At 43.9% G+C, this 24,555-nt stretch carries 16 protein-coding genes and 1 riboswitch; of the genes, 3 read left to right on the top strand and 13 right to left on the bottom strand.

What is annotated here, in order from left to right; translation table 11 throughout:
• Nucleotides 1–42: 42 nt before the first annotated feature.
• Together gshAB and MHI15_RS19050 are read right to left on the bottom strand one after the other, a co-directional pair.
• Entirely contained in the window at nucleotides 43–2,373 is a 2,331-nt protein-coding gene (gene gshAB, locus MHI15_RS19045) for a bifunctional glutamate--cysteine ligase GshA/glutathione synthetase GshB (RefSeq protein ID WP_340393365.1), read from the bottom strand.
• Between the two features lie 19 nt (nucleotides 2,374–2,392).
• Nucleotides 2,393–3,766, bottom strand: coding sequence for an MATE family efflux transporter (locus tag MHI15_RS19050; RefSeq protein ID WP_341164707.1), 1,374 nt, complete (start codon nucleotides 3,764–3,766; stop codon nucleotides 2,393–2,395).
• Between the two features lie 297 nt (nucleotides 3,767–4,063).
• Between MHI15_RS19050 and MHI15_RS19055 the strand changes: the two genes are divergently transcribed.
• A complete protein-coding gene (locus MHI15_RS19055; RefSeq protein ID WP_076130090.1) occupies nucleotides 4,064–4,975 on the top strand; it encodes an ArsR/SmtB family transcription factor in 912 nt (303 codons plus the stop codon).
• A gap of 69 nt (nucleotides 4,976–5,044) precedes the next feature.
• Complete coding sequence (locus MHI15_RS19060) at nucleotides 5,045–6,319, top strand: MFS transporter (RefSeq protein WP_076279426.1); 1,275 nt, start codon at nucleotides 5,045–5,047, stop codon at nucleotides 6,317–6,319.
• 318 nt (nucleotides 6,320–6,637) lie between these two features.
• Here the strand turns inward: MHI15_RS19060 and MHI15_RS19065 are convergent, their stop codons facing one another.
• The 5 genes from MHI15_RS19065 to MHI15_RS19085 all read right to left on the bottom strand — a co-directional run bounded on the left by MHI15_RS19065 (nucleotide 6,638) and on the right by MHI15_RS19085 (nucleotide 15,621).
• Nucleotides 6,638–7,366, bottom strand: coding sequence for an ECF transporter S component (locus MHI15_RS19065; RefSeq protein ID WP_076282586.1), 729 nt, complete (start codon nucleotides 7,364–7,366; stop codon nucleotides 6,638–6,640).
• Nucleotides 7,348–9,018, bottom strand: coding sequence for an ABC transporter ATP-binding protein (locus MHI15_RS19070; protein WP_339246472.1), 1,671 nt, complete (start codon nucleotides 9,016–9,018; stop codon nucleotides 7,348–7,350). The genes MHI15_RS19065 and MHI15_RS19070 overlap by 19 nt, the downstream gene beginning before the upstream one ends.
• The gene (locus MHI15_RS19075) at nucleotides 8,991–9,881 is read right to left on the bottom strand and encodes an energy-coupling factor transporter transmembrane component T (RefSeq protein WP_081392600.1); all 891 of its coding nucleotides are present in this window, start codon (nucleotides 9,879–9,881) and stop codon (nucleotides 8,991–8,993) included. Before MHI15_RS19075 ends, MHI15_RS19070 begins: the two co-directional genes overlap by 28 nt.
• Nucleotides 9,881–10,870 (bottom strand): DUF4430 domain-containing protein, encoded by a 990-nt coding sequence (locus tag MHI15_RS19080; RefSeq protein WP_076190128.1) that lies wholly within the window; start codon nucleotides 10,868–10,870, stop codon nucleotides 9,881–9,883. The genes MHI15_RS19075 and MHI15_RS19080 overlap by 1 nt, the downstream gene beginning before the upstream one ends.
• A gap of 71 nt (nucleotides 10,871–10,941) precedes the next feature.
• Nucleotides 10,942–15,621: an S-layer homology domain-containing protein gene (locus tag MHI15_RS19085; protein WP_341164708.1), complete on the bottom strand. Its 4,680-nt coding sequence runs from the start codon at nucleotides 15,619–15,621 to the stop codon at nucleotides 10,942–10,944.
• Between the two features lie 163 nt (nucleotides 15,622–15,784).
• Nucleotides 15,785–15,985, bottom strand: a riboswitch (cobalamin riboswitch).
• A 341-nt stretch (nucleotides 15,986–16,326) separates the two neighbouring features.
• Between MHI15_RS19085 and MHI15_RS19090 the strand changes: the two genes are divergently transcribed.
• Nucleotides 16,327–18,048 carry a cellulase family glycosylhydrolase gene (locus tag MHI15_RS19090; RefSeq protein WP_341164709.1) on the top strand — a complete coding sequence of 574 codons (1,722 nt, stop codon included), beginning with the start codon at nucleotides 16,327–16,329 and terminating at the stop codon, nucleotides 18,046–18,048.
• A gap of 69 nt (nucleotides 18,049–18,117) precedes the next feature.
• On the opposite strand, the gene MHI15_RS19095 is transcribed toward MHI15_RS19090, so the two are convergent.
• From MHI15_RS19095 to MHI15_RS19120, 6 genes are all read right to left on the bottom strand, one after another.
• The gene (locus MHI15_RS19095; protein WP_076136793.1) at nucleotides 18,118–18,411 is read right to left on the bottom strand and encodes a transposase; all 294 of its coding nucleotides are present in this window, start codon (nucleotides 18,409–18,411) and stop codon (nucleotides 18,118–18,120) included.
• Nucleotides 18,412–18,432: 21 nt separating this feature from the next.
• Nucleotides 18,433–19,014: a hypothetical protein gene (locus tag MHI15_RS19100; RefSeq protein WP_076128618.1), complete on the bottom strand. Its 582-nt coding sequence runs from the start codon at nucleotides 19,012–19,014 to the stop codon at nucleotides 18,433–18,435.
• A 192-nt stretch (nucleotides 19,015–19,206) separates the two neighbouring features.
• Complete coding sequence (arcC, locus tag MHI15_RS19105; protein WP_076128616.1) at nucleotides 19,207–20,157, bottom strand: carbamate kinase; 951 nt, start codon at nucleotides 20,155–20,157, stop codon at nucleotides 19,207–19,209.
• Nucleotides 20,158–20,193: 36 nt separating this feature from the next.
• Complete coding sequence (locus MHI15_RS19110; RefSeq protein ID WP_076308505.1) at nucleotides 20,194–21,459, bottom strand: tetratricopeptide repeat protein; 1,266 nt, start codon at nucleotides 21,457–21,459, stop codon at nucleotides 20,194–20,196.
• A 34-nt stretch (nucleotides 21,460–21,493) separates the two neighbouring features.
• Nucleotides 21,494–23,035, bottom strand: coding sequence for a hypothetical protein (locus MHI15_RS19115; RefSeq protein ID WP_036684876.1), 1,542 nt, complete (start codon nucleotides 23,033–23,035; stop codon nucleotides 21,494–21,496).
• Nucleotides 23,036–23,124: 89 nt separating this feature from the next.
• Complete coding sequence (locus MHI15_RS19120; protein ID WP_341164710.1) at nucleotides 23,125–24,555, bottom strand: YlbE family protein; 1,431 nt, start codon at nucleotides 24,553–24,555, stop codon at nucleotides 23,125–23,127.

Consider the following 24,555-nt stretch of genomic DNA (forward strand, 5'->3'; position numbering starts at 1 on the left):
TAAAAACAGAAGCTCAACCAAAGGTACTGGTTGAGCTTCTGTTTATTCCCCAAATAATAGATTCAGAATCCGTTCATCCGCCTTTCGGTTCTTCCCTTTATAAGGATAACAATGAATATGAATCGCTGGATTAAAGTTAATCTCAATAACGCTATAGTTCGTATCATTGGCTTCTTCCTTGATGTCATCAATCATCATATCCACTCCACAAAAAGTGGCGCCCGCAGCTTTAGCCGCTTGAATCGCCCGAGCCTTATAACTATCTGGGATCTCATCCGTAAAATCCAGGCTGTCACCACCCGTGCTAATATTAGAGTTCTCCCGAAGATAGATGACTTCGTTTAATGGAGGAATATCACTCCAAGCCTGAGCGTGGTTGTTCAAGAACATCGCTTCTGCTTCACCGATCTGAATTTTCTCAAGTGGTGTCTTATACCCACGGCCTCTTAACGGATCCTTATTTTTCTCGTGCACTAGTTGTTCAATCGTATGTACACCATCTCCAATCACATTTGCAGGAACCCGGTGCAATACTCCGACTACTTCATCACCCATGACAAGAAAACGATATTCTTTACCCGTCATGAATTCCTCTAGTAGCACTGTTCGATCAAACTCGAAGGCGATTTCGAAGGCTTTTTGATAATCTTCTTTAGAGAAGTCGTCTGTAAAAATAGTAATGCCGAGTCCAAAATTGGTTGATTTGGGCTTAATCACAATAGCCTTGTTACGGTAAGTGCCATGCGCATTCATTGCCTCTTCCAGATTTCGAAAAGCTTCTCCTGCGGGAACACGAATGCCTTGCTGTTTAAGAACTTCTTTCGTAACGATCTTATTCTCCATGATTAATACCGTACTATAAGAATCAAGGGAGGTCTTCGTAGCTTGCTTAATATATTCTTTATGATCACCTTGCGTAAGAACTACAAAGTTCTCTTCCCGATCGATCAATTGAAACTTAATGCCACGTTTAACCGCTGCCTTCAAAAGAAGCTGTGTAGATAGCTCCAGATCCTCATATCCCACAAAACGGTATCCATTCGCAAGACTTTCCTTAGCATATTGTTTAGCTTTATTCAGATGGTATTGTACAAAAGAGGATTGTTGAACTTCCGACTTCACAATAGCTGCAAAACTCCGGTCTGGCTCTACAATTTTATTCTTAGCTCCATGCAATACGTTCAAAAAAACTTCATTCTCCGGGTTCAACAGTTGGATCATATTCTGCATCTCATGAATACAAGTTAATGCCTGCTGCTCCATCGTTGTACATGAATCCCCGTAATCATGCAAACATCCCTTTATTCCTTCCATGATTAGTTGATCATGATTAAGATTCGCCATCTTCTGATCCTCTACTCCGAACGGTTCGTCCTCCTTCAGCAGCATATACAGGATAAAAAGATGAATGAAAATCATCGTTTCTTTGCCGATTCCTATTTTGTAGAGTGGATTCAGATCAATAAACCGAAGCTCCAAATAAGCTATCCCATCTTGCATCAGTTCCTCTAAAGGATGTTTGCCTCTTGCTGTCTTCACTCTAACCGGACTATAAAACTCTTTTACACTTAATAATTCTTCCGATTCGATCAAAGCTTGTAAATCATGAACATAATCCCTTAACGAAGCAAAAGATACATAAAGAGGTTTTTCATTTCGATACCCACATTCGCTATTCCGCAGTGAATTCATATTCTGATAATAAAAGCTTTTGTCGTCATCTGATTCCCCGCGAGCAACACATTGTTCCATATAAGTCTTATCAAAAACAGGGCTGGCGCCTGTTAAATAGATAAGAAGCCAACGGTACCGCAATAGGTTACGGGCTATTTTTAAGTAGGTAGCGTCTTTGAATTCTTTAAAGCTCACCTGTGGATCTGCTATGTCATGAAGCTGTCTCAGAAATTGTTCATCAAAAGAGAAATTGTAATGGATTCCGCTCAGCAATTGTCTTTTGCGACCGTATTTGTCTGCTAGCTGATGTCTGTATTCATCCTCAATCGGATTACCCATCTTGGCAATGGGGATGTCCTGATCATTCGGTAGCCTTGGAGGATTACTACTTGGCCACAGATATTCTTCCTTGAGCTCAAGCGACACAATATCCTGCAGCGCCTCCAGAAAGTTATAAGTCTCATCAATAGAATCAAAAGAGGGGGTGACCATTTCAATTTGACTCTCTGAGAAGTCGGTTTGAATATACGGGTTCTCCATTTTATTTCCAAAAGCTTTAGGATGTGTTGTCAGCGCAAGTCTTCCCTCTGGATCCACTCTGACATTTTCTTTTTCCAATCCAAATTCGCCGTGAAAAAGCTCCTTATTCAAATGGTTATCCCTTAGAAGCTCTATGAGTTTACGATTTAATAAAGCCATTTCAACGATCATCCTTTGCTTAGTAGTTTATCTGCTGTTTGTTCATTTTGAATAAAGATCTTCTAAACCAGAACACAAGAATAACCCCTTTAAAAACACTGCTTAGAGCAATCGACATCCACACCCCATTCAGGCCAAAAGGTTCGGATAAAATCAAGGCTAGTGGAATTCGCAGTGCAGTAAATATAATACTGAAGATTGGCGGGATATGAGTTTGGCCAATGCCGTTAAAAGCACCTACTGTCATCAATTCCATACACATAAATAATTGTGAGAAGCCAATGATGCGCATATAATCAGTGCCTAATTCCAGGCTTGTCTGATCTGATAAAAACAAGGAAAATAGCTGCTGCGGGAACGCAATAAATATAAGCGATATGATCACGCCAAAGATGGAGGTTAAGATCAAAGCCTTACGATATCCCTGCCCTATACGGTCCAATCGGCGTGCTCCATAATTTTGACCAAAAAAGGCAGCAATAGCTCCCTGTAGTCCTCCAATAGTCATATAAGAAATAGATTCAATTTGAATCCCTACTTTTTGCACCGCAATCGCATCCGCCCCAAAACGTACAATGATCTTAGCAATGACGATCGATATGAGCGTAAAGGTGACCCGTTGGATTGTGATCGGAAGTCCCATACGAATTACTTCTTTCATTTGACGAATGTCCCATGCTGATGTGTTCGAAATGATTTCTGACTTTCTTGTCTTTATGATAAAAAGAGCCGTAACTAAGATGTTCGCTGTCAATGTTGCCGTGGCTGCCCCCGCTACTCCCCAACCTTCAAAACTGCCCCAGCCAAAAATTAAAAATGGATCAAGGACGATATTAACCATAAGACCAACAGAGAAGATCTGAAACGGTTGTTTACTATTTCCCATCGAGTTTAAGAGTGTGGCAAACAAAGTATTTACGATGGAAAATACCGTCCCGAAGATCGAAATCATTAAAAATTGTCGTGCCATCCGTTCAACTTCATCACTTCCAAGATCAAAAAAACCAATCAACTGATTGTTGGTCAACAGAACTAAACTCATATAGAGAAGTCCTAATAAAATAGACATCGTAAACCCGTTTTTCATATAAGATTTAGCCTTCTCTATCTGGCCAGATCCCATACAAAACGCAACCTTAATCCCTGTACCGATCGTAATCATAGTCGACAATGCAATCGCTAGATTAATGAAAAAACTCGCCGTGCCAATCGCGGCAACAGGACCACTTCCCAATCTTCCAACCCAAATCATATCGACGAGGCCATAGGTTGTGGAGATGAAATTCGTCGCAATAATGGGAAGCGTTAATTTCATTAAGGTAGGCATAATAGGACCCTGAGTCAAATCATTCGTGCCCTGCAATTCCTTCAAATCTAAAAACACCTTCTTCATCTGAGTTTCAGATTTATTATATAACCAAACACTTATATAATCAATTGATTATATTTGAGCAATCTACTCAGAACTCCTAAAAAGTATATAAATTGTGTAGACATCAAAAGACAGTTCCTAATGCACAAAATGTGCCCAACGGAACTGTCTTTTTTCGTAATTAAAATTTCTTTTGTTTTTCAGTCGAAAAGCTATTGAAAATGGAATATTGTTCGTTTACAATAAAACCAATAAAAAGTTCTATAATTATAGAACTAATTAATGTTTCAGTAACTTAATCAAAGGATGGAGAAGCTCATGGAATATAAAGTAGAAGTCGATTTTGCCCCCATGTATGAATGTGTGAACAGTATGACTGCTTTTCTAAGCAAGCAGAACCATACTGCTATGGATTCCGGTAAGCTCTGGGTGCGTGAAGTCCAAGCAAGATTTGCCCCGATGTTGCTTCGTAAAATGCAAGAGGTCGTTAAGAAACTTGATGATTTCAGTTTGGCTCCCTACATTTGGTGCTGTCCAGTAGAACGTTCGGTTAGCAGCTTTCTGGATTGGTTTGATGGGTTAACTTCGGGTGAACTGTATGAAATATCTGGACGTTTCGGCCAATCGGTCCCCTCTAATCTTTCCGAGCTAAGGGACACTGCCTCTGACATCCTGCGCGAATGGAACGCGGGTTACTTCAATGGAATCGACCCTAATATCCTCAAGGGGCTTGAACAGGAAGCCGAGTCAAGACGAACGACACTGAATGGGAACAATGATATGGAAGTCTTTGAAGCAGCAACCGACGGAATGCGCCTCTATCCAACCGAACGTCTGAAGCAGGTCATTATCATTCCGCAATATCATGCCCGCCCACTGGTCACCACCTCTATGTTTGATGAATTCGTGTTCACTAGCTACTCTTGTGATGTTCTCCCTCCGGAAGCTGGCCGGCCTGCTCCAGCACTACTTCGCCTTACCCGGGCACTCTCGGATGAAACGCGGCTGTATATCCTTCGTTTGCTTACAGGCAAGCAGTTGAATTTCACGGAAATCGTGCGGGAAGTCGGACTTTCTAAAAGTACAATCCACTACCATCTGATCGCGCTGCGCGCAGCAGGGCTGGTCATTGTCCATACCAACGTTAAAAGCACATCGTACAGCCTGCGATTGGAAGCCTTAAATGGGCTACCGCAGCAGATTGGGTCATATCTAGAGAGTCAAGCATAAACGCCTTAAGCATCCTTATAAGGACGGTAAGTGTATATGCGAGAAATATAAGAAAGGAGCAAACAGGCTATGATAAAACGCAGCTATTATGGTTTACTCTCAACCATAACTTTAAGTGCTTTTGGGGATGCTTTTGGCTTGTTGGCTATGGAATGGCTCGTCTATGAGCTGACGGGTTCCAAACTAGCGATGGGAGCACTCGCGCTCAGCTCCGGCATACCTGAGCTGCTGCTGCGCTTGCTGGGCTCGCCGCTGTCCGACCGACTCCACCGGGTACGCTTTATGGCCTGCTTGGCAGCCATTCGCCTGCTGGCTATAGCATTACCGCTTGGCATGGGTCTGGCTGGCCAACTGCAGCTGTGGCATCTGTTTGTCGCCGCTGGTCTCAGCGGGGCCTGCGCCGCCCTGTTCATGCCAACAGCCATGGCTGTTATTCCCGGCGTTGCCGATAGCCGGAAGCTGGTGCGGGCTTTTGCTATCATCGATGGCAGCAAAAGTGCAGCAGTCTTGCTGGGCCCCGCCCTGGCTGGGGCGTTGACCGCTGCCAGTGGCGCGCTGCCAGCCCTTAGCATCAACATGTTATGTTACGTTGCGGCCATCACTACCTTGCTGTGCCTGCAGAAGCTACCCAAGCCCTCTCCAGCTCCAGGCCGTTTCTCCATTGCCATCTACGTTCGCGAAATAGCTGAGGGTTTTACCTTCTATAAACAATTCCCCGCCATGCTTACGATAATGATGATGGCCTCTATTAGTAATCTAAGCTCAATTGCCGTTTGGACCATGATGGTTCCTTTTGTACGCGAAGTGCTCCACCGTGATGCGGCGACGATGGGCACACTTAGTACAGTTTTCGCACTTGGAACCTTAGTCGGGCTAAGCGTCATTTCCATGATAGGGGAAATTAAAAAGAGGCGGTTTGTCATGCTCGGAAGTCTGGGGACCATCGGTTTAGTTACAACATTATGGGGGTTATTTCCTAGTTTTTCTTTTGCTCTCGCCGCCGTATTCGCCACCGGAACGATAGGTCCCTTCTTCGGCTCCTTAAGCTCTTCACTCCATGGACGTCTGGTTCCGAGCAATCTGCAAGGAAGAGTCAACTCCATCCGTTTTTTAATCGGTGGCGGTTTACAGCCTTTTGGTGCTTTTGCCGGCGCCGCGATTGCTGAACTCTATGGTGTGCCTGCGCTTTTTGTCATCGCCGGCTTGCTTCCAATGCTCTGCGCCAGCGCAGCCTTGCTGCTCCCCGGACTCAAAACACTGGACGGTGACCTCTCCACACTTGAAGCCACTCATAAGCAGCCCGATGCCGGGGTTCCCCCGCACAAAGTTGTTGCTGAACGTTAAGTGAATCAAAAAAACAGGCGATACCGGATACCGGAACATCGCCTGTTTTTATAAGTTTTCACCTAGGAGCATCGCTACTAGGTATATTCTCTTTTCAGTGGCTTGTCACAGTGGCCTGATTCGTAGCCACTAGTTCCCCTCCCCCTTCCGGTAAAAACCGAAGCGGGAGGCGTTGAGCCTTTAGTTTGTGTTTGTGTGTTGGTGTTTTGGAATTCGCGCTGATAGCAGCGGAGAGAACGGACTGATTGTGGAAAAGCGGAGCGTCCGCCAGCGTAAAAAGCCCACAGCGCACAACGTCCAAAAGCTAACACCAAGAACCTAAGGGGCAATCAACCCATATTTCGTTTTTATCCGATCCAACTTCTCAATCATAGGATTAGCAATAAAAAACAAAAACACCACCGTCGAGATCGCATGCACCATATCAAACCAAAAACCTGAAATATAAGTGGTCATTAAAGCCGGCCATGAGAACTCTGAAGTGAACATCATCAGCGAGCCTATATTGATAATGCCTCCGTATACGAAAAACGTCGCTAAGCCTCCGAATATACACAGCGACAGCTTATTCTTTTTAAGCAGACCCTTCTTGAAGAAAATGCCCGCCAGGAAGCCAATGATGCCAAAACAAAACATTTGCCAAGGCGTCCAAGGCCCCTGCCCAAAGAAGAAATTCGAGACAAAGCCTGCAACAGCGCCAACCAGAAACCCTGCCTCCGCACCCAAGCTTACCCCTGCGATGATGACAATAGCAACCACTGGCTTAAACTGCGGCAACATAAAAAAGGCTGCGCGTCCCGCCACGGCAATGGCTGCTAACACCGCTATAACGATCAGCTCCCTCGCCTGCGGCTTCCGGTTCTCGAATACCATCGCAAAAGGAATCATCGTATAGATAACAATTAATAGACTGATAAAATAATACTTCCGATCATTTAGCACAAAGATGCCTAATAAAATCGTAGCTGGAATGACTATGAGGATTAGTAGTGCCGCTAATAAAGTTCGACGACTCAAACGACGATCCGTTATCTGCTTCTTTGACATAAATCAATCACACCCTCTATCGTTACTCCCTCATTCCATACATGACGCGCCATACGGTTGGCGGCCGTTGTATAGAAGCTGTTTCCCGCAAAAAACTTCTGTGCTTCATTCGTAGTGATGATACTTCCATCAAAAAACATGGCGCAGACCTCAGCGTATTTGGCACAAAATTCAACATCATGCGAGACCATTACAATAGTAACGCCTTCGGCATTGAGCTTTTGCAGGAATACGGCTAGCTTCTCTTTGAAGGGTCCATCCAGTCCTTTGGTCGGTTCATCCAACAGCAGAATCTTTGGTTTTAACAAAAGCACCTTCGCCAACGCTGCACGCTGTTGTTCTCCCCCACTGAGATCATACGGATGCATGGAGAGGAGATGTTCCAGTTCTGCGAACTTTACCACAGCTTCAACTCTGGCGGTTTTTTCTTCCTTCGTCAAAGAGAGCTGGGATAACATTTCATATAAATCTAGCTCGACTGTTTTTTTCACAAATAAGGTTTGCGGATTTTGCGGGAGGATGCCCAGATTGTTAGTAAACAACGCTTTGGCATTCATCTTCGCAGGGTTGTTCCCACCGATTAGAACTTTCCCTCTGTAAGGCTGAAGGATCCCGCTCATCAGCGACAGCGTTGATGTCTTCCCCGTCCCATTCCCGCCAACAATACAATAAAATTGCCCTTGCTTCACTTCAAACGACAAATCTTTAATGATATCCGGGCCATTTTTATCATATTTAAACCATACGTCCTTAAACTTTATGACTACAGGGCCGGCCTCTTTCGTGCTAGGCTGAGTTTCTGCCATCGTTGCAGGAGTCTTACCCTTTAGAAAAGCATCCAACCATTGGCGCCCTTCCTTCACAGTCACAGGCCACGCTAAGTCATGATCTACTCCTGCAACAATCTGCATCGGTGAGGGCATGGACAGAAACATCGGATGGTTCAGCTTACTTAAAGCCTCGCCCACCTTTTGCGGGGTATCATCGGCGATCACAACTCCCTCATTCAGCACAATCAACCGATCTGTAAGCGGAAGAACATCCTCTAGACGATGCTCGGTCATGATCACGGTTGTTCCCAGCTCACGATTTATTTTTTTGACCGTCTCCAGAAAATCGGAAGCCGCAATAGGATCTAGCTGGGAGGTAGGCTCATCGAGGATTAGAACCGAGGGATGCATAGCCATTATGGAGGCTAAGTTAAGCAGCTGCTTCTGGCCGCCTGATAACTCGGTCACACTTTTATGAAACCAGGTCTGGATCCCAAAAAAACTGGCCATTTCCGCCACACGCAGACGAATAGTAGAATGATCATACCCCAAGCTCTCCAGCCCAAAGGCAAGCTCATGCCATACTTTATCTGTCACTATTTGATTGTCCGGACTTTGGAGTACATAACCAATTTCCGCTGCCTGCGTTCTTTGATCAATCTCCTCTACAGGTTGACCCTTATAATAAATTGCCCCTTGGCGACTGCCATGTGGGGTTAGAATTGTTTTCAGTTGTCTAAGCAGAGTGCTTTTGCCACAGCCTGACTTTCCACAAATAGTAATGAAGTCTCCACTTTCAATCGTAAGATTAATATTCGAAAGAGCCGCTTGCTCTTGTTCAGGAAAAGTAAAGCTTAGTTCTTCGATTCGATAGATTTCCATTTCATTGCCTCCACCATATTGATGAGCACTGGGATCATACATAACGCAAAATAAGCGATATATATAAGAATACTAAAAGGCGTAATTGCGCTCGCTTTAATCGACGGATAGAATCTCATGGTGTTCTCACCCATCACTGCCCCTACGGCTACCAGCGCAATTAAGCCTGTCATGATCAAGAGGGCTACTTTGTCTCGGGCATCTAACCGAAAGATAGAAAAGCTTGTACGGCCCGGCAATCCATACCCTCTCGATCTCATGGAATCTGCTGTCTCAATCGCATTTTCCAAAGCCCAGGTGGTCATAATGGAGAGGATCGTAATGCCATTCCGCGCACGCGCGAGGAGATTTCCCTGGGAGACATCCCGGCCTATACATTTTTGAGCATTAGAAATCACCTTGATTTGCGCTAAATATCTAGGAACAAAACGAAGCACCATCGAAAAAATCAACGACAGTGCCGGCAGTATTTTTCCGAATATATAAATAAACTTATCCGAGGTCATCACGACGTTATAACAGGAGAACCAAATAATTACCGTCACAAACATACACGCCGCTGCCACGCCATAAAGAATCGATTCTTTCGTAATAGGGTTCCCGTTGTTTAAATAGAACAAGATCGTTACCCCTTGATGATTAAAAACAGGATTCATCACTGCCATAAACAGCAGAAAAGGAATCATGTAAAGCAGATTAAATCGGATGCCCTTGTTTCCTTTTAACATAATTGAGTAGGCTACAGCACTAATAAGGGCAATCACTTGAAATATAGGATGCATGAACACCATGCTAAACAGCAATACAACAACAAAATATAGAAAATTCACAAACGGATGAAAGGTAGAAAAGCTATCCTTCATTATTTCTGAGCTCCTCCTGTGGCTACATAACCACCCACATCTCGACCTAGATCACAAGTGTATACCCAATCAATGACATCGCCATCTTTGAGAACATAACGGCTACTGCCGTAGTTAGGGAACCAGCCATTTACTTTGTACATCCATCCACTAAGCTCTCCAGCATCGAATTCATACAGATTATTTATGCCTTCAATATAATTACTGTTATAGATCGGCGTCATGCTAAATTCCATATGGATTTTATTCTTTTTCATTTCTCTTAGTAAAACATCAAACACAGACTCACCTTCATAAAAGGTTACCTTCTGCGCTTTATAAATGATACCATCTGCCGGCAATACTTCAAGCTTATCCTGATTAAAAATATCCATGTTATCTAAAATTGTTGCCGCTGAGACGGACAAGGTAGCCGTTAATTGCTTCTTCTTATCTACCGTTGCATCTTGCCATTCCACTGGTTTAGGTTTCCCGCTTGGCACTGGATCGGTAAGAAATTTATCCTTTTTCGGTTCCTGCTTGGTTTCTGTTGTCGCTACTTTTGAATCAGGTTTTGTTACGGGTTTTGCCGTCGCTTTCGTTTCCGGCACGGACGTTTTAGCCGCTTTCGGCGTTGCGGTCGGTTGCTTCGTTGCAGCAGGTTTTGTTGTTGCGACCGGCGTTACAACTTCTGTTGGTGCTGCAGTTCCTGTTGGTGTTACAGCTTCCGTTGGTGTTGCCGATTCATTTGGTTTTAGGGTTTCAATGGGCTTAGCTGTTTCACTTGGCGTAGCTGACGGTGTTATCTCTGTTGTCTCGGTAGCGATTGCCTCAGTGGGTTCAACATCATCATTTGTTGCGGAAGCAGTGTTCTCTGGCTCTATAACCTGTGTCTCAACGCTACTATTTGCGACCTTGTTTGGGCTCTTCTGGTAATCCCCGCCCCAAAAGAAGGCGATAGCCAATACACCTATGATTAGTATCGCTGTTAACCATTTCTTCTTGTTCATTTCTCTAGTCCCACCTTAAATAATAAGCAAGGGTATACACGCTACCCTTGCTTATCTCTCTAAATAAAATTCTATTTGACGTCTGTCATATCATAAAGACGTGTCTGGCCATTAACGAGCCGATCATAGGAAACCAGTGCATACATCGCCTGATCCGTAGCCATAAGATCTACTTCTCCTGGTTGCGCGCCTCCATTGCCTACTCCACCCTGCTTCACGTGATAAAAGCCACCTTCAGGTGCAGCAAAACTAAGCAATGCGTCTACTGCGGAATGTCCATTTTTGATAAATCTGGAATCCTTATGCGGGTCAATACCAAGGCCAGTTAAAGCTACAATCACCTGAGCGATGCTTTCGGAATTTGTAGATTCCCAGCTTGCAAAACCACCGTCTGCAGTCTGTGTTTTGGATAACCAAGCAATCCCCCGGTCCACAGCAGCTGTTACTTTGGCGTTGGTTTTGTAATAAGGCGTTAAGCCTTGAATGACCATCCCCGTGATATCTGGATCAGCCGCTGTAGCATTACTGCCTAGTGCCCATCCACCGCCGCTGATCTCTCTGCCCAAAATATAATCAATGAGCAGCTCTCTAGTCGTCTGCGTCTTTACACCCTTAACCACTGGAATGTCGTAATGATTACTGTCCAGTGCAATGAGAGCAAACACAGGTCCATTAATACCTTGCTTAATTACAGTATCAAAATCCGCGAGCGGTTCCAGTAGGTTATAACCCGCCACTTTATCAATATTTTTGTTGATTGAAGTTAATGCCAAAATAACTCTATCATATTCCGTATATTTTACGCTATGCAGCTTCCCAGCTTTTTCTTTAAGAGTTGCTTCTACATTCGCGTAGTACTTAGTGTAATAACTATCTGGAACCTTCACGCCTGAACGTGCCAGCCCGAACACTGTCCAGTCCCCGCCAACCGAGGAGATAACCGGGTTTGTTACTGTTTTTTGCAAAAAGGCAGCTGTGTTCTGAATATAAGAACTAACTGCTTTATTCTGAATAGTCGGACTAACCACTTTGTTCCCACTCTTATAATCATGGGTTCTAGTAGCTACAACAGCCGCCATTTCTCTAGTTACAAGCTCTTTAGGTTTAAATTGATTATCATCACCTAACATCAAACCAGTCGCAACAACGGTCTCTACATCTGCTTTGGCCCATGCCGATACGGTGTTGATATCTTTAATCGCTGTTCCTGGCTTCGTCGCCGGGATGGCCAATGCTCTGACGATAATTGCTGCCATCTGCTCACGAGTAATCTTGTCATTTGGCTTAAATTCATTATTAAAGCCTGTGATTAGACCTGCCTTATGCGCAGCATTCACATATGGATAGAACCAATCACCTAGAGCGACATCCTTATAGGTAATGCCTTTATCACTCTTAATATCAAGTTCTAATGCAGAAACGAGAATCTTAGTGAACTCCGCTCTTGTGATATAAGCTTTCGGATTCACCTGGCCATTATTACCTTGGATATATCCTTTTACTGTAGCTGTTTCAATCGCTGAATAGGCCCAGGAAGAGATCTTATCAGCATCTGTATACAGTTGTTTAATATCATTCGTGTTCTGGGTAGGATCCTTAGGAGTCACTGTTGGAGATGGACTCACATTTGGATCAACGCCGGCTTCCGGATTAGCTCCCCCACCAGGAGCAGGAGTAGCACCAGGCTTAGGCGTTGGGGTTGGAGTAGGGCTTGTAGTTGGTATCGGTGCATTTAGATCCACACCCAAATTCGTAGTATAACGCCACTGAATTCTGTCCCCGGAACTTAGGTCATATGAAGATGCTCCATAATTAGGATATTTCCCATTCACATTATACATCCATCCACTGCCGCTGCCATGGTCAAATTCCCCATCACCAGCTATGGATTCAACATATACACTTCCAAAGTCACTGTTCCAGGAATCTCTATAGTCGATACCGCGGCTATCCAGCACTCTTTTTAGTACAGACCACACTGTGTCACCAGATTGTAGCTCTACCTGTACAGATGGAACAACATATCCCTTATTAATCGTAAGCTTATCCACGGACAGGATTACATATGGTTTCGATGGAGTGGTTCCGCCACCATTGTTGCCACCATTGTTGCCGCCATTTCCTTCACCATTTCCGCTACCATTACCGTTACCACCGTCGCCGCCAGGTGTTTGTACTGCACTGGAAGCATACGCAATGTAGTCAGTGAAGTGATTGGTTTTTACAATTAAGTCATTTCCACTATCATAGGCATACTCAGACTTACCGCTTGCAAAACCTAAGTCATCACTTGCAAATTTTTGAATGGCATGAGGGGTGCCATTTTGAATATAAGCAGCTTCTTTTCCTTTAAGGTCCTTAAAGGTTAACGTAATAAATTGACTAAATTCTACTCTTGCACTACCACCCATGGAAAATGCTTGAAGAATGTTATCAAGCTTCTTGTCCCCAGGAATAATCTGATTCACACTATCTTTTAGTGCAGATTCTGCACCGGTTAAAGCTGAAATCAGTTCAATCGTTGAGGCATCCCCACTCGTAACTTTTGCACCCTTAGGAATGACTACAGATACGTTACCTTTTATGGCCTCTATCTGAGGAAGGTCGCTGTTACTTGGTAAATTGACACTAACCTTTGATTGATTTTCTTCTGAAATAGCTACTGTGATTTCTTTGTTGCTATCTCCAGCGCTGATCGGAACGATATAATCATTAGCGTCATTTGGGATTTCAACTTTCGGGTTCTCCCCAGAAGGTAACGGAAGTTCTTTCGGACCCTCTGGTTGCCCAGGCCCCGGTTCTTCTGGTTGTTCCAGTTGCACATCATTCATATCAAAGAGACGGTTGCTATGATTGATCAGACGATCATAGGACACAAGAGCATACGTACCTTGGTCCGTCGCCATATTGTCCACTTTGCCTGTGAGGATATGCTTAAATCCACCCTCAGGTGCAGCAAAGCTAAGTAATGCATCAATAAGCGAATTTCCACTTTTAACAAATCTAGCGTCAGTGTGCGGATCTACGCCTACACCAGTTAAGGCTACAATTACCTGCGAGATACTCTCGCTGCTAGTGCTTCCCCAGCTTGTAAATCCGCCTTGATTGTTTTGGTTATCGGACAGCCATTGGATGGCCCGATCCACGGCAGCTTTTACATCATCACGGGATGCATAATAAGGTGCAAGAGCTTGCATCGCCATCGCAGTCATATCGACATCGGCTTTGGTTACGCCTAATTCCCAGCCACCAGCTTCTGCTGTACCTTTTTTAACCTCTTTATCTAAAATGTACTGAACTAGTTTTTCTCTTGTGGTCTGTTCTGTAACTCCATCAACTACAGGGATCTCATAGTTATGGCTATCTAACGCGATCAGAGCAAAAATCGGACCATTATTGCCTTGCTTTTGGATATATTGATAATCAGCGAGTGCTTTTCTCAGATCATATCCCGCAACATTTGTGATATCTTTTCCGATAGAGGTAAGTCCTAGAATCGCTCTGGAATTCTCTGTGCTTTTATTGGCGTCGAGTTTTCCATCCTCTTTAATGATTGATGCTATTTTCGTAGCTACATTATTGTAATAGAGATCATAATAACCGTTAGGTACTGTATAGTTCGCCCGGGCCAGAGAAAGGATCGACCATTCTCCGCTGCCTGTTCCAAACGTTGGATTCTTTACAGTATTTAAAATATAAGCAAGGTTTTTATCTAACTGTTGTTTGACGGCAACTGAAGTTTCCAGTTTGTAAGTAACCTGATAAGTTACATTTGTTTTGTTTCCAGCTCCGTCAAGAGCCGTTACAGTAATTGCATTACTGCCTGAATTCAGAGTAGCTTTATACTCCCCATTTGCAGGTGATAAAGTAACTCCATTCAGCTTCACTTCTGGAGTAATGTCACTATATACATTGTCTGTGACAGCTACTTTGAAGCTTATTTCTTTATTGGATACTTCCTGTTTATCTTGTATGCCACTTACTGTAATAACAGGGGGTTCTATGTCTAATGCATTATTAAGACCGACAAGCGCATGATCTACACTTATTTGAGAGCTTGCCATGTTTTCGAGCACGGAATAGGCTTCATAAACTGCCGATTGCACTACTGGTCTGTCCAAAATAGTTTCTTTATTAGGGGCACTGTTAATCTCGGCGATTTCCGCAGTTAAAGCATCCTTATTGGCAAGTTGAACTGGGATTTCCCCCCAGCCGCCAAGATCAGAACCATAGCCATAAGTGGTGAACTGAGTTCGAATGATGTCACCGTCTTGAGGCTTATAATCGGTCATCCCAAACGGAGGAAACACATTATTTACTGCATACATCCAACCCGACATGGAGGTGTAGTCAAACTGACTTAACCACTCGGGGTCTGCTTTAGTGCTGACTGTATTCCCATCGGCTGAAATCATATCTAAAATATATTGTGGAATATTGACTTCGCTTCTGCCACTATCTTTAACTTCTGATAAATAAAAACCACTATCTATATTTCCTAAATATCTATAATTCCCATCACCTAGCGCACGTGTTATTAAAGATGCGCCATTATCGCCTTCATAAATCGGAACTTTAATAGGTTCCTTAATATACCCTTGGCCTAAGGTGAATTTCTCTACGGATACAGATACATACCCTTTAAGGGTAGAGCTTGCTCCATCTGCTTGAGCCGGGATTACACTTGTAGAGAATGTCGTAATAAATACAGCTACAATAAGTAACCACGCTAAAAACTTATTTTTCTTCATTTTTCCATAACCCTTCCCTTCATACCTATGATAAAAAACAGAATAAACTTTCTCATAACCACAAAAAAACCACTCAACATAAACGTCAAGAGGTTAAGATAGTGAACCACAGTAATAGCTGGCAAACACTATTCAAGCACCTCTCTATCGATCGTAGAGTTTGATGGTGTAACAGAAAAAGGCAGATATTCTGGCTCAAGTATCATCACCCTTGCTGCCTTCCCAGTTTCCCAGTGGCATTTTGCAAGGACTCCTCTTTCACAGCGGCGGGACCGCGCGGGATTCACACCCGCTTTCCATTTAACCAATCTATGATTGTACTTCCGCAACATTCATAGTTGGCACCTATTTCTAATTTTAAATTTTCATGCTTCATCATAACTAATATATATGCTTTTGTCATGTTATATTTCTTTTTTGTATAACGGGCAGCTAGAGATAATCCTATTGAATAACCAATTTCTATGAGTAGGGTTATTTAAATAATTTCTTTATCCAACTGTGGGGTAAATTAATTTAAATCACTAATTCTTATATGAATTTACCACAAATTAGTAAGGTACTCGCTAAGTGTATTCTATGTTAGGGTATATTCAGAAAGCGTTTACAAAATAAAACTGGAGGTGTTTGTGTTCATCTAACCACCGAGTACAGCGTCAAAGCCAGGTCCAAGCATCCTAAATTTATCTCACAAAGGAGAATTCAATGACTACGCGAATCCAGAAATCCTTCTTATCATTGACACTTGTCACCGCTCTTCTGCTCTCTCTGTTCTCATCCATGGCCGCAGCTGCAACTAAGGACGAGCAACAAGCTAAGGCAGCGCCAAAGAGTAAGATCCAATCCTATGTAGACGAAATGCAGCCCGGATGGAACCTTGGCAATACTTTAGATGCTACAGGTGAGGATGAAACCTCCTGGGGCAATCCACGTGTGACCCAAGATCTTATTAAAAAGATCGCCGCTCAAGGCTATAAAAGCATTCGGATTCCTGTGACCTGGGATACTCACATGGGTGCGGCACCAGACTATACCCTAGAAAAGGCCTACCTCGACCGTGTGGAAGAAGTTGTCGGCTGGGCACTGGACGCCAAGCTTTATGTCATGATTAATGTCCATCATGATTCCTGGCTATGGGTAAGCCATATGGAAGAAAAACACGATGAAACGCTGGCACGTTATAATGCAGCCTGGACTCAAATTGCCGATCGCTTCAAGGACAAATCCGATAAGCTGATGTTCGAGAGCATAAATGAGCCTCGGTTCACCGATGGTGGAAGCACAGACGAAGCAAAAATGGAGCAAATGCTTACTGAACTTAATAACTCTTTCTATCAAATCGTGCGGAAATCCGGTGGGAAAAACGACCTCCGCCCACTTGTATTACCTTCATTAGAGTCTTCACCTACGCAAACAAGAATGGATCATCTCTATAAGACGATTACGGCTCTGAACGATTCAAATATTATTGCGACCGTTCACTTCTATGGCTTCTGGCCGTTTAGTGTGAACATTGCCGGCTACACCACATTTGAAAAAGATACAAAAAATGATATCACTCAAACTTTTGATAACGTTTACAATACATTTGTAGCTAAAGGCATCCCTGTCATCGTCGGCGAATTTGGTTTATTAGGTTTCGATAAAGACACGGGTGTGATTGAACAGGGCGAGAAGCTTAAATTCTTCGAGTATCTGACTTATTATTTGAAAGAAAAGAAAATGACTTCCATGCTCTGGGATAACGGGCAGCATTTCAACCGTAAAACTTATAAGTGGTCTGATCCTGAACTCCACAATGTATTAATGTCTGGTCTGAAGGAGCGTTCCTCCAGCACCGAAAGCGATTTGGTCTACCTAAAAAAAGGTGCACAAATTAAAGATACCAAGGTTAAGCTAAACCTGAACGGCAATAAGCTAACCACCATTAGTGCCAACGGAAAGTATCTGACCAAAGGTAAAGATTACACCTTAAATGGTGAGGAGCTCACCCTCAAAGCCAGCCAACTCAAAAAGCTCACAGCTTCCCAAAAATATGGTGAAAATGCCGTGCTGACTCTGAAATTCAACAAGGGTGTTGCGTGGAGACTTAAGGTCATTGTGTATGACACAGCTAAATTAAGCGATGCAAAAGGCACGACTGAATCCTTTGCCATTCCGACCACCTTTAATGGTAACCAGCTTGCCACAATGGAAGCTGTGTATACCGCTGGTGGCAATGCAGGTCCGCAGGACTGGACTCCATTTAAGGAATTCGGCAATACCTTCTCACCTTCTTATAACACTAAAGAAATCAAGCTGCTTCCCGCGTTCTTTAAAGATGTTAAAGACGGCGAGGTTATCCTGAAGTTCCACTTCTGGAATGGGGATATCATCACCTACAAGATCACGAAGAGCGGAACAAACGTTGTAGGAAAGTCCTCTTAACCCCCCGTCCTGTTAACAACACAAATAGGGGTGTCCCTTCAGGGAACATCCCTATTTATGTTCTACCGATCACATATAAACCTCATCATACGAAATTATCATCAACCGATAAATTAAATATACGCCAAGATAGGCTCCGGTAATAAGAAACATTGGATTTAAAAATATCGCATGGATCGAGGTCATAAACACAGCATGATCTCTTAATATCTCGTAAATCGCCAAGGCGGAAATATTTCCAAAGATAATCGCACTTAAGACCGAAACAACATTAAAAACCATACGCCACTTTATCGATTTCCCCTGTAACATCAGCATAACAATGGGAACAAGAATACTACCAAGTACGATTAGAAATTTCATCCAGCTCACCTCGGTAAATTTTTAATCGTCCAATTCCACACTTTCGATTTGTCCATCTGCATTTACCGTCCACTCGATTTCAACGCCATTATTCAATCCGAGCTTGTCTTCATCTTCAATGACTATATGATCAGGAATCGTTAAGGTTTGCTCTTTACCGCCCTCCACTTGAACGGTAACCTGTTTACCCTTAACCGCAGTGATCCTTCCGTCATATTCAATCTGCTGCAAAACAATCTTTTGATTCGGATCTGTAATGGTGACCCGCTTGCCTCCGTCAGTTAGCAGCTCAACCTTTTTATGATAGTTATCTTTTAACGAAACCTCCTTGATAACTCTCTGAACGCTAACCCCCTCTGGAAGTTTCCCAGTATTTGAGCCGGGTGACGCAGATGTTAGAGGTTGTTCTGTTGCGTTATTCGTAGGTACAGGTGTAGTTGCTTCTGCAGAAGGTGCTGCGGTTTCTACTTGAGCTGTTGGAGTAGGCACTTGAGTCTCATCCGCTGCTTTAGTGCATCCACTTAGCAATACTGTACATGCACAAATACAACAAAGAATTGTAGCCCTGGTAAAACGTTGTGTTGTTCCTTTATTCGATATCATCTTTTACCCCCGCATTTTAATGTATTTTTTTCTCTATAGTGGACATAGTTTTACCTCTTATCTTCCTTTTATTCACCAGAATATGGCCATCTGAAAGCAACAGTTAGATAACAATTCATGAATATGTCAAAAAACCGCCCTGATTTAGATCAGTGGCGGTCTCCATGAAATGATGAGATAAATTAGATCCTATTAATTTACAATATGTGTGCCAGCCTGTTGGCTCATCGCAGCTTTCATATTTTCCGGATTGGTAATGATAACTCTGCGTCCCTCTTTTTTCAAAAAGCCAAGACTTGCTTCAATTTTAGGCTGCATACTGCCAGCAGGAAAATGACCCTGCTCCGCATATACCAACATTTCTGCCGCTGTAACTTCTTCAAGAGCCTTCTGCTCAGGCGTACCGAAATTCACACATACCTGAGGAACTCCTGTTGTAATGATAAGAGATTCTGCATCGATCTGTTCGGCCAGCAGACTTGTAGCAAAGTCTTTGTCAATGACTGCATCGATACCTTCGTAGGTATTATTTTCGGTTTTGATCACAGGAATCCCGCCTCCGCCAACAGCGATTACCACATAACCCGTCTCAATGAGTGATTTAATGACGTCTTTTTCAACGATATCAATCGGCTTAGGCGATGGAACAACACGGCGGTAACCTCGTCCTGAATCCTCAATGATGACCCAATCTGGCTTGGCACGCTTCATCTCCTCTGCTTGCTCAAGCGTGAAGAAGGAGCCCACTGGTTTCGAGGGAGACTGAAAATTCGGATCATTTTTGCTAACCTCGACCTGAGTAATGACTGTGGCAACCTTTTTGTCTAATCTGCGATGAATGAATTCATTTGTTAAGGCCTGCTGAATTAAATAGCCTATGCCCCCTTGCGTGCCCGCCACGCAATTGACCAGCGGAGTAACATCCATTCCAGTGACTTCCGAAGCCACCTCGCTTCGTCTCAGCTCGAATCCAACCTGTGGACCGTTGCCGTGAGTAACCACCACATCGTTGCCTGCTTGCACCAGATCAGCGATATTGACAGCAATTTCACGTACTGCCTCAGATTGATCCTCTATAGAATCGCGGCCATTGTCTTTCACCAATGAATTACCGCCAATGGCTACAACTATAAATTTACTCATTCCATTCCTCCTGACGGATCAGTTGATCCTCATTTATTAGCGTTTAAGGGCCAGCTGAAATTGTTCCTTCGCGAAGTGAAAATCCGGATTGGCAGGATTATAGCTGATAGCAATATCTATTTCTTGAATGGCCATTTCATGATCACCAAGTAAACCAAGTGACTGTGCCTTATGATGATGATATAAAGGATTGCTCGGATCGTTAGCAATTGCGTTCTCAATCGCCTCAACTGCCTCTTGATGCCGGCCAAGTGATCTCAAGCTGTTCGCCTTATGAAACGAGAAATCATACCGTTCAGGCTGCTGTTCCAGAAGCTGATCCATAACTTTAACCGCTTCCTCATGCCTGCCCAACTCTCTTAAATAATTGGATTTATGATAGCGGAAGAAGCTTTCGCCAGGATCGCGTTCTATCGCTTTATCATACTCTGCTAACGCTTGCTCGGATCGCTTCATCATTCGGTAGGCATTTGCGGTGTAGAAATAGAAATCAAGGTCATCCGGATCGATAGTAAGTGCCTGTTGATAGGCTGCCAGAGCTTCCTCATATCTCCCGAGTTCCCCTAAGAAGTATCCTTTATAGTAATAGAAGTCTGAATTATTACTGTCCTCTTGCATTGCATGTTCCATAACCAAACTCGCTTTCAGGAAATCCTCTGCCCGAGCTAGCTCTTGAGCGCTTTGAATACTTGGATGAATCGTTAGCTTTTCTTTATTGAGAATACGGATGACCCTCTCCTGTCCCAGCTCTTCTGCATGCTGCAACGATGATTTGCCGTCACGATCCGGCAATTGAACATCCGCTCCAGCATCCACCAACAACTGAATAATATCGGAGTATAAACGGCCACCATTCCCGAGAATTACTGCCTCCAACAAGGCAGACCATCCCAGATTGTTCATATGGTTAACTGCAACGCCTGCTTCCAAGCATTTCTGAACAGTTCTTAGATACCCCTTCTCGCTGGAAGGAAGCAGTGTAGTTCCCCCAAAACGATTTACACTGGTTGTATCCGCACCTGCGGCAAGAGTTAAAGACAGAATCTCATGGAATCCATTGGCACCGGCACACAGGTAGGGTGATAACATAGTGATATCTCTTGCATTCACGTCACTGCCTGCTTCAATCAGCTTTTGAGCGAGAGGAATATGATTTTTTTGCGTTGCCGCCATCAGCGCAGTACGACCACTGGCATCCTTATGATGAACATCGGCACCACGAGCTAAAAGCTGTTCTACGGCAGCTAAATCCCCGCGATCCGCTGCTTGAATTAAATCTTCTGACAGAGTTTGATTAGTCATGGCTTTAGCTCTCCTATTTCTTTTTATCAATTATTTATTCGGATTGCAGCTTGTTCGCTGGGTCACGAAGGTCTGAAAAATGCTTATAAACAAATAATCCTGCAACCATCAAATAGGCGTATACGAACGGCATAAGTGAAGCTTGAGCAAATCCAACAGTCGGCGCGTGAATGATCCCAAATAAAGATAGGCCAGACGCGATTACAGCAAAGACAGCAGCCCGCAGTGGTTTATTCAGGATAGAGAAAATAGTGATTGAGCCCCAAATCAAGCTGCTAAGCGGTGCACCATTTCCTAAATGCATCAGGCCGTTGTAATAAACCCCTTTACTTAATAAGAGATCAATCCCCACCTTAGAAGCCGAAGTTTCAGCCGCATTAAAAATGTTGTTCGCAAGCGTTAAAGCCCAGTTAGCAATCCATGGGAACAAGGTGATAAAGATAACGGGAACTTCATTTTTAGGTGTCTCTCGAACCACCTGATTCGCCGTAACGACCCCGACATAGACCAGAATCGGAACAATCGCCACAACAGGTATGATAGACAACAGCAGTGCCCCTATACCAAAGAGACAAATAATTAACATGGAGAAACCAGAAGCTATGGTATAACCAAGTCCAGCCCCAATAGATTTCCAGCCTGCATGACCAATGTACACAGTTACCGGGAACGGATTACCTGTAAAAGCACCAATACTTGAAGCAACCCCGTTCGTTAGCATGACGTTACGAGTGTTATAAGGATCTCCCGCAGCATGTGCGCTCTCAATATTTTCAAGGTCAAAAATATAATTCGCCAGTCCCAATGGAATTGCAGAAGCCAGGTATGGCAAGGCATGCGGAATCCCTTGAATTAAGCTGGTAATATGCACCTCAGGTGGATTAAACCCCAGTGTTGAAAGAGCCGTTGTGATCGCTTCTGGATTCTGCAAGCCGAATATCCAAGCCAGCGCGGTTCCTGCAATCAGCAGCAGGAATCCTGTAGGAATTTTTTTGAATATCGGCGATTTGCCAAACCAGTTAATAAAGATGATCACAAGTACAACAAAAGCAACAACTGGTGTTTCGAAGGATTGCAGCATCGGGTTCATGGCCAGCAATAACAATCCAAGTCCAGATAAACAAGATAAAAGTACGGTTCTTGGAATAACCTTACGCAGCACATCTCCCAGAAATGAGCCGACAATAAGGATCAAAGCTTCGAACAGGCACCATACGAGACCAATTTGCAGCGCAAATGATGCATCATTGGTTTCTCTAAATACGGGAATTAACACTAGAAAAGTTACCGTAAAAATCGATGGAGCACTAGGTCCTGAAGGTAATGCGGTTATATCCGTTCGGCCTGTTTTTTTGGCTAGCTGATATCCAAACCAGCCATAAGCAATACTTGCGATAAAAATCGCGAGTCCAAACGCAGGAACGACTCTGCCGTAAACCATACCTTCCGGAAATCCTACTACAAAAATTAACAGTGAAATCATCGTAAGCAGATTGGTTAAATTGTTAGCAAGCAACCCGAAAAACGCGGCCCAATCTCCCTTTTTCCAGAACATCTTCATAAATACTTGATCCATAATAAATCTCCCCCTAGATCGTTAGCGCTTACATACCAATGGCTTATGAAGCCCTCAGGCCCTTGAATAGGCCTGAAGGGCGGGTGGTTCTATGAATGCATGCTCTGGCTAAAAGCGAGAATGGCTTGCTCGAAACACTCGATTGGAGGATGAGTGATTCCGGCTCCAATCATTCCGATACCTGGATCCTTATGGGCAATAGCCGTGTTGATCACTGGCATAATGCTGGTTTGACCCACTTTACGAATATCGATTCCAGTAGGAATTCCGCGGAAGTTCAACAAAGGAATCGTCACATTTGGATTCTCCGTTGTAGTGATTTCCTTCATTTTCACAGAATAGTTCATGGCATCATCTACGGTTCCCCCAACTAATGCTACAATCGCCGTCGCGGTTGCCATGGCGAAGCCACCTATACCATACGTTTCGGTAATCGCACTGTCACCGATATCGAGACCCGAATCTTCCGGCTTATACCCTGCAAACATCGGTCCGACAACCTTTTGCGCAGGGCCGGTAAACCAGGTATTGCCTGGCATTCCACTGACACGAATACCGAATTCCACGCCATTGCGGGCCATCGTTGTTACGATGGTGCTATGCTCGATGCCATGGGCAGCATCAAGCGCACATTTACAAAGAGCCATCCAGGTTGGTCCGGAGAAATAATCACTCATAGCCACAAAATCGAACACTTCGATTTTCTGCTCATTAGTAAAATCCGTTCTCAGGATAAGCGGCGTTAATGCCTGAATCAAAAGAGTCGTTCCAGCGTTGTTGCGGTTATGGCATTCATCTCCCATATGGAGCGCCTGTGATAACATGAGCCGTAGATCAATGCCGTTCTCAGAGAACTTCATCGCCTCACGCAGCATCGGTCCAAGCACATCTCTCATCCAGATCAAACGGGCAACGACCGTTTCATCGTTTGCACCCATCCGCAAGATTTTCGACAGTTGCTCACTAAGGTTCGTATAAGCGATGTTGCCATACGTTTTATTCTCTACAATGTGCATGAACATAGAGGCTGAGGTTACCCCTGCCATGGACCCCACACAATTATGCTCGTGACAAGGGGAGAACGTAATCTCACCTGATGCCGCTAGTTCGGCAGCTTCATCCAGATCCTTCGCCAAGCCCTCAAAGACCAAAGCGCCGGTAACTGCACCTTTCATGGGACCACTCATCTTATCCCAGGTAATCGGAGGCCCTGCATGTAATATCGTAGTCTTAGTCATCCCTGGTACGACATTGATCGCTTGATCAAAACCAACCAATACCGGTTGTGAATTCACAATTCGCTCTACAGCCAGCTTGTTGGCAGCCTCAATCTTTGCAGCAATCCCCTCTTGCTCTAACGCATCCAGTGCGGCAATTAATTCGGGCTTACCTCCACCAGGTGGCTTCCATTCCAGATGGGTTACGTTGCCTTTTTGCTTCAGGATATCATCCTTGAACATTTCTAGGCCGACATTGATAACGTGAAGTTCACTCTTAAATAACTCATTGATTCTGCTCAT

The organism is Paenibacillus sp. FSL H7-0918 (genome assembly GCF_038007025.1).
In the GTDB taxonomy this organism is placed as follows: Bacteria; Bacillota; Bacilli; order Paenibacillales; family Paenibacillaceae; genus Paenibacillus_AQ; species Paenibacillus_AQ odorifer.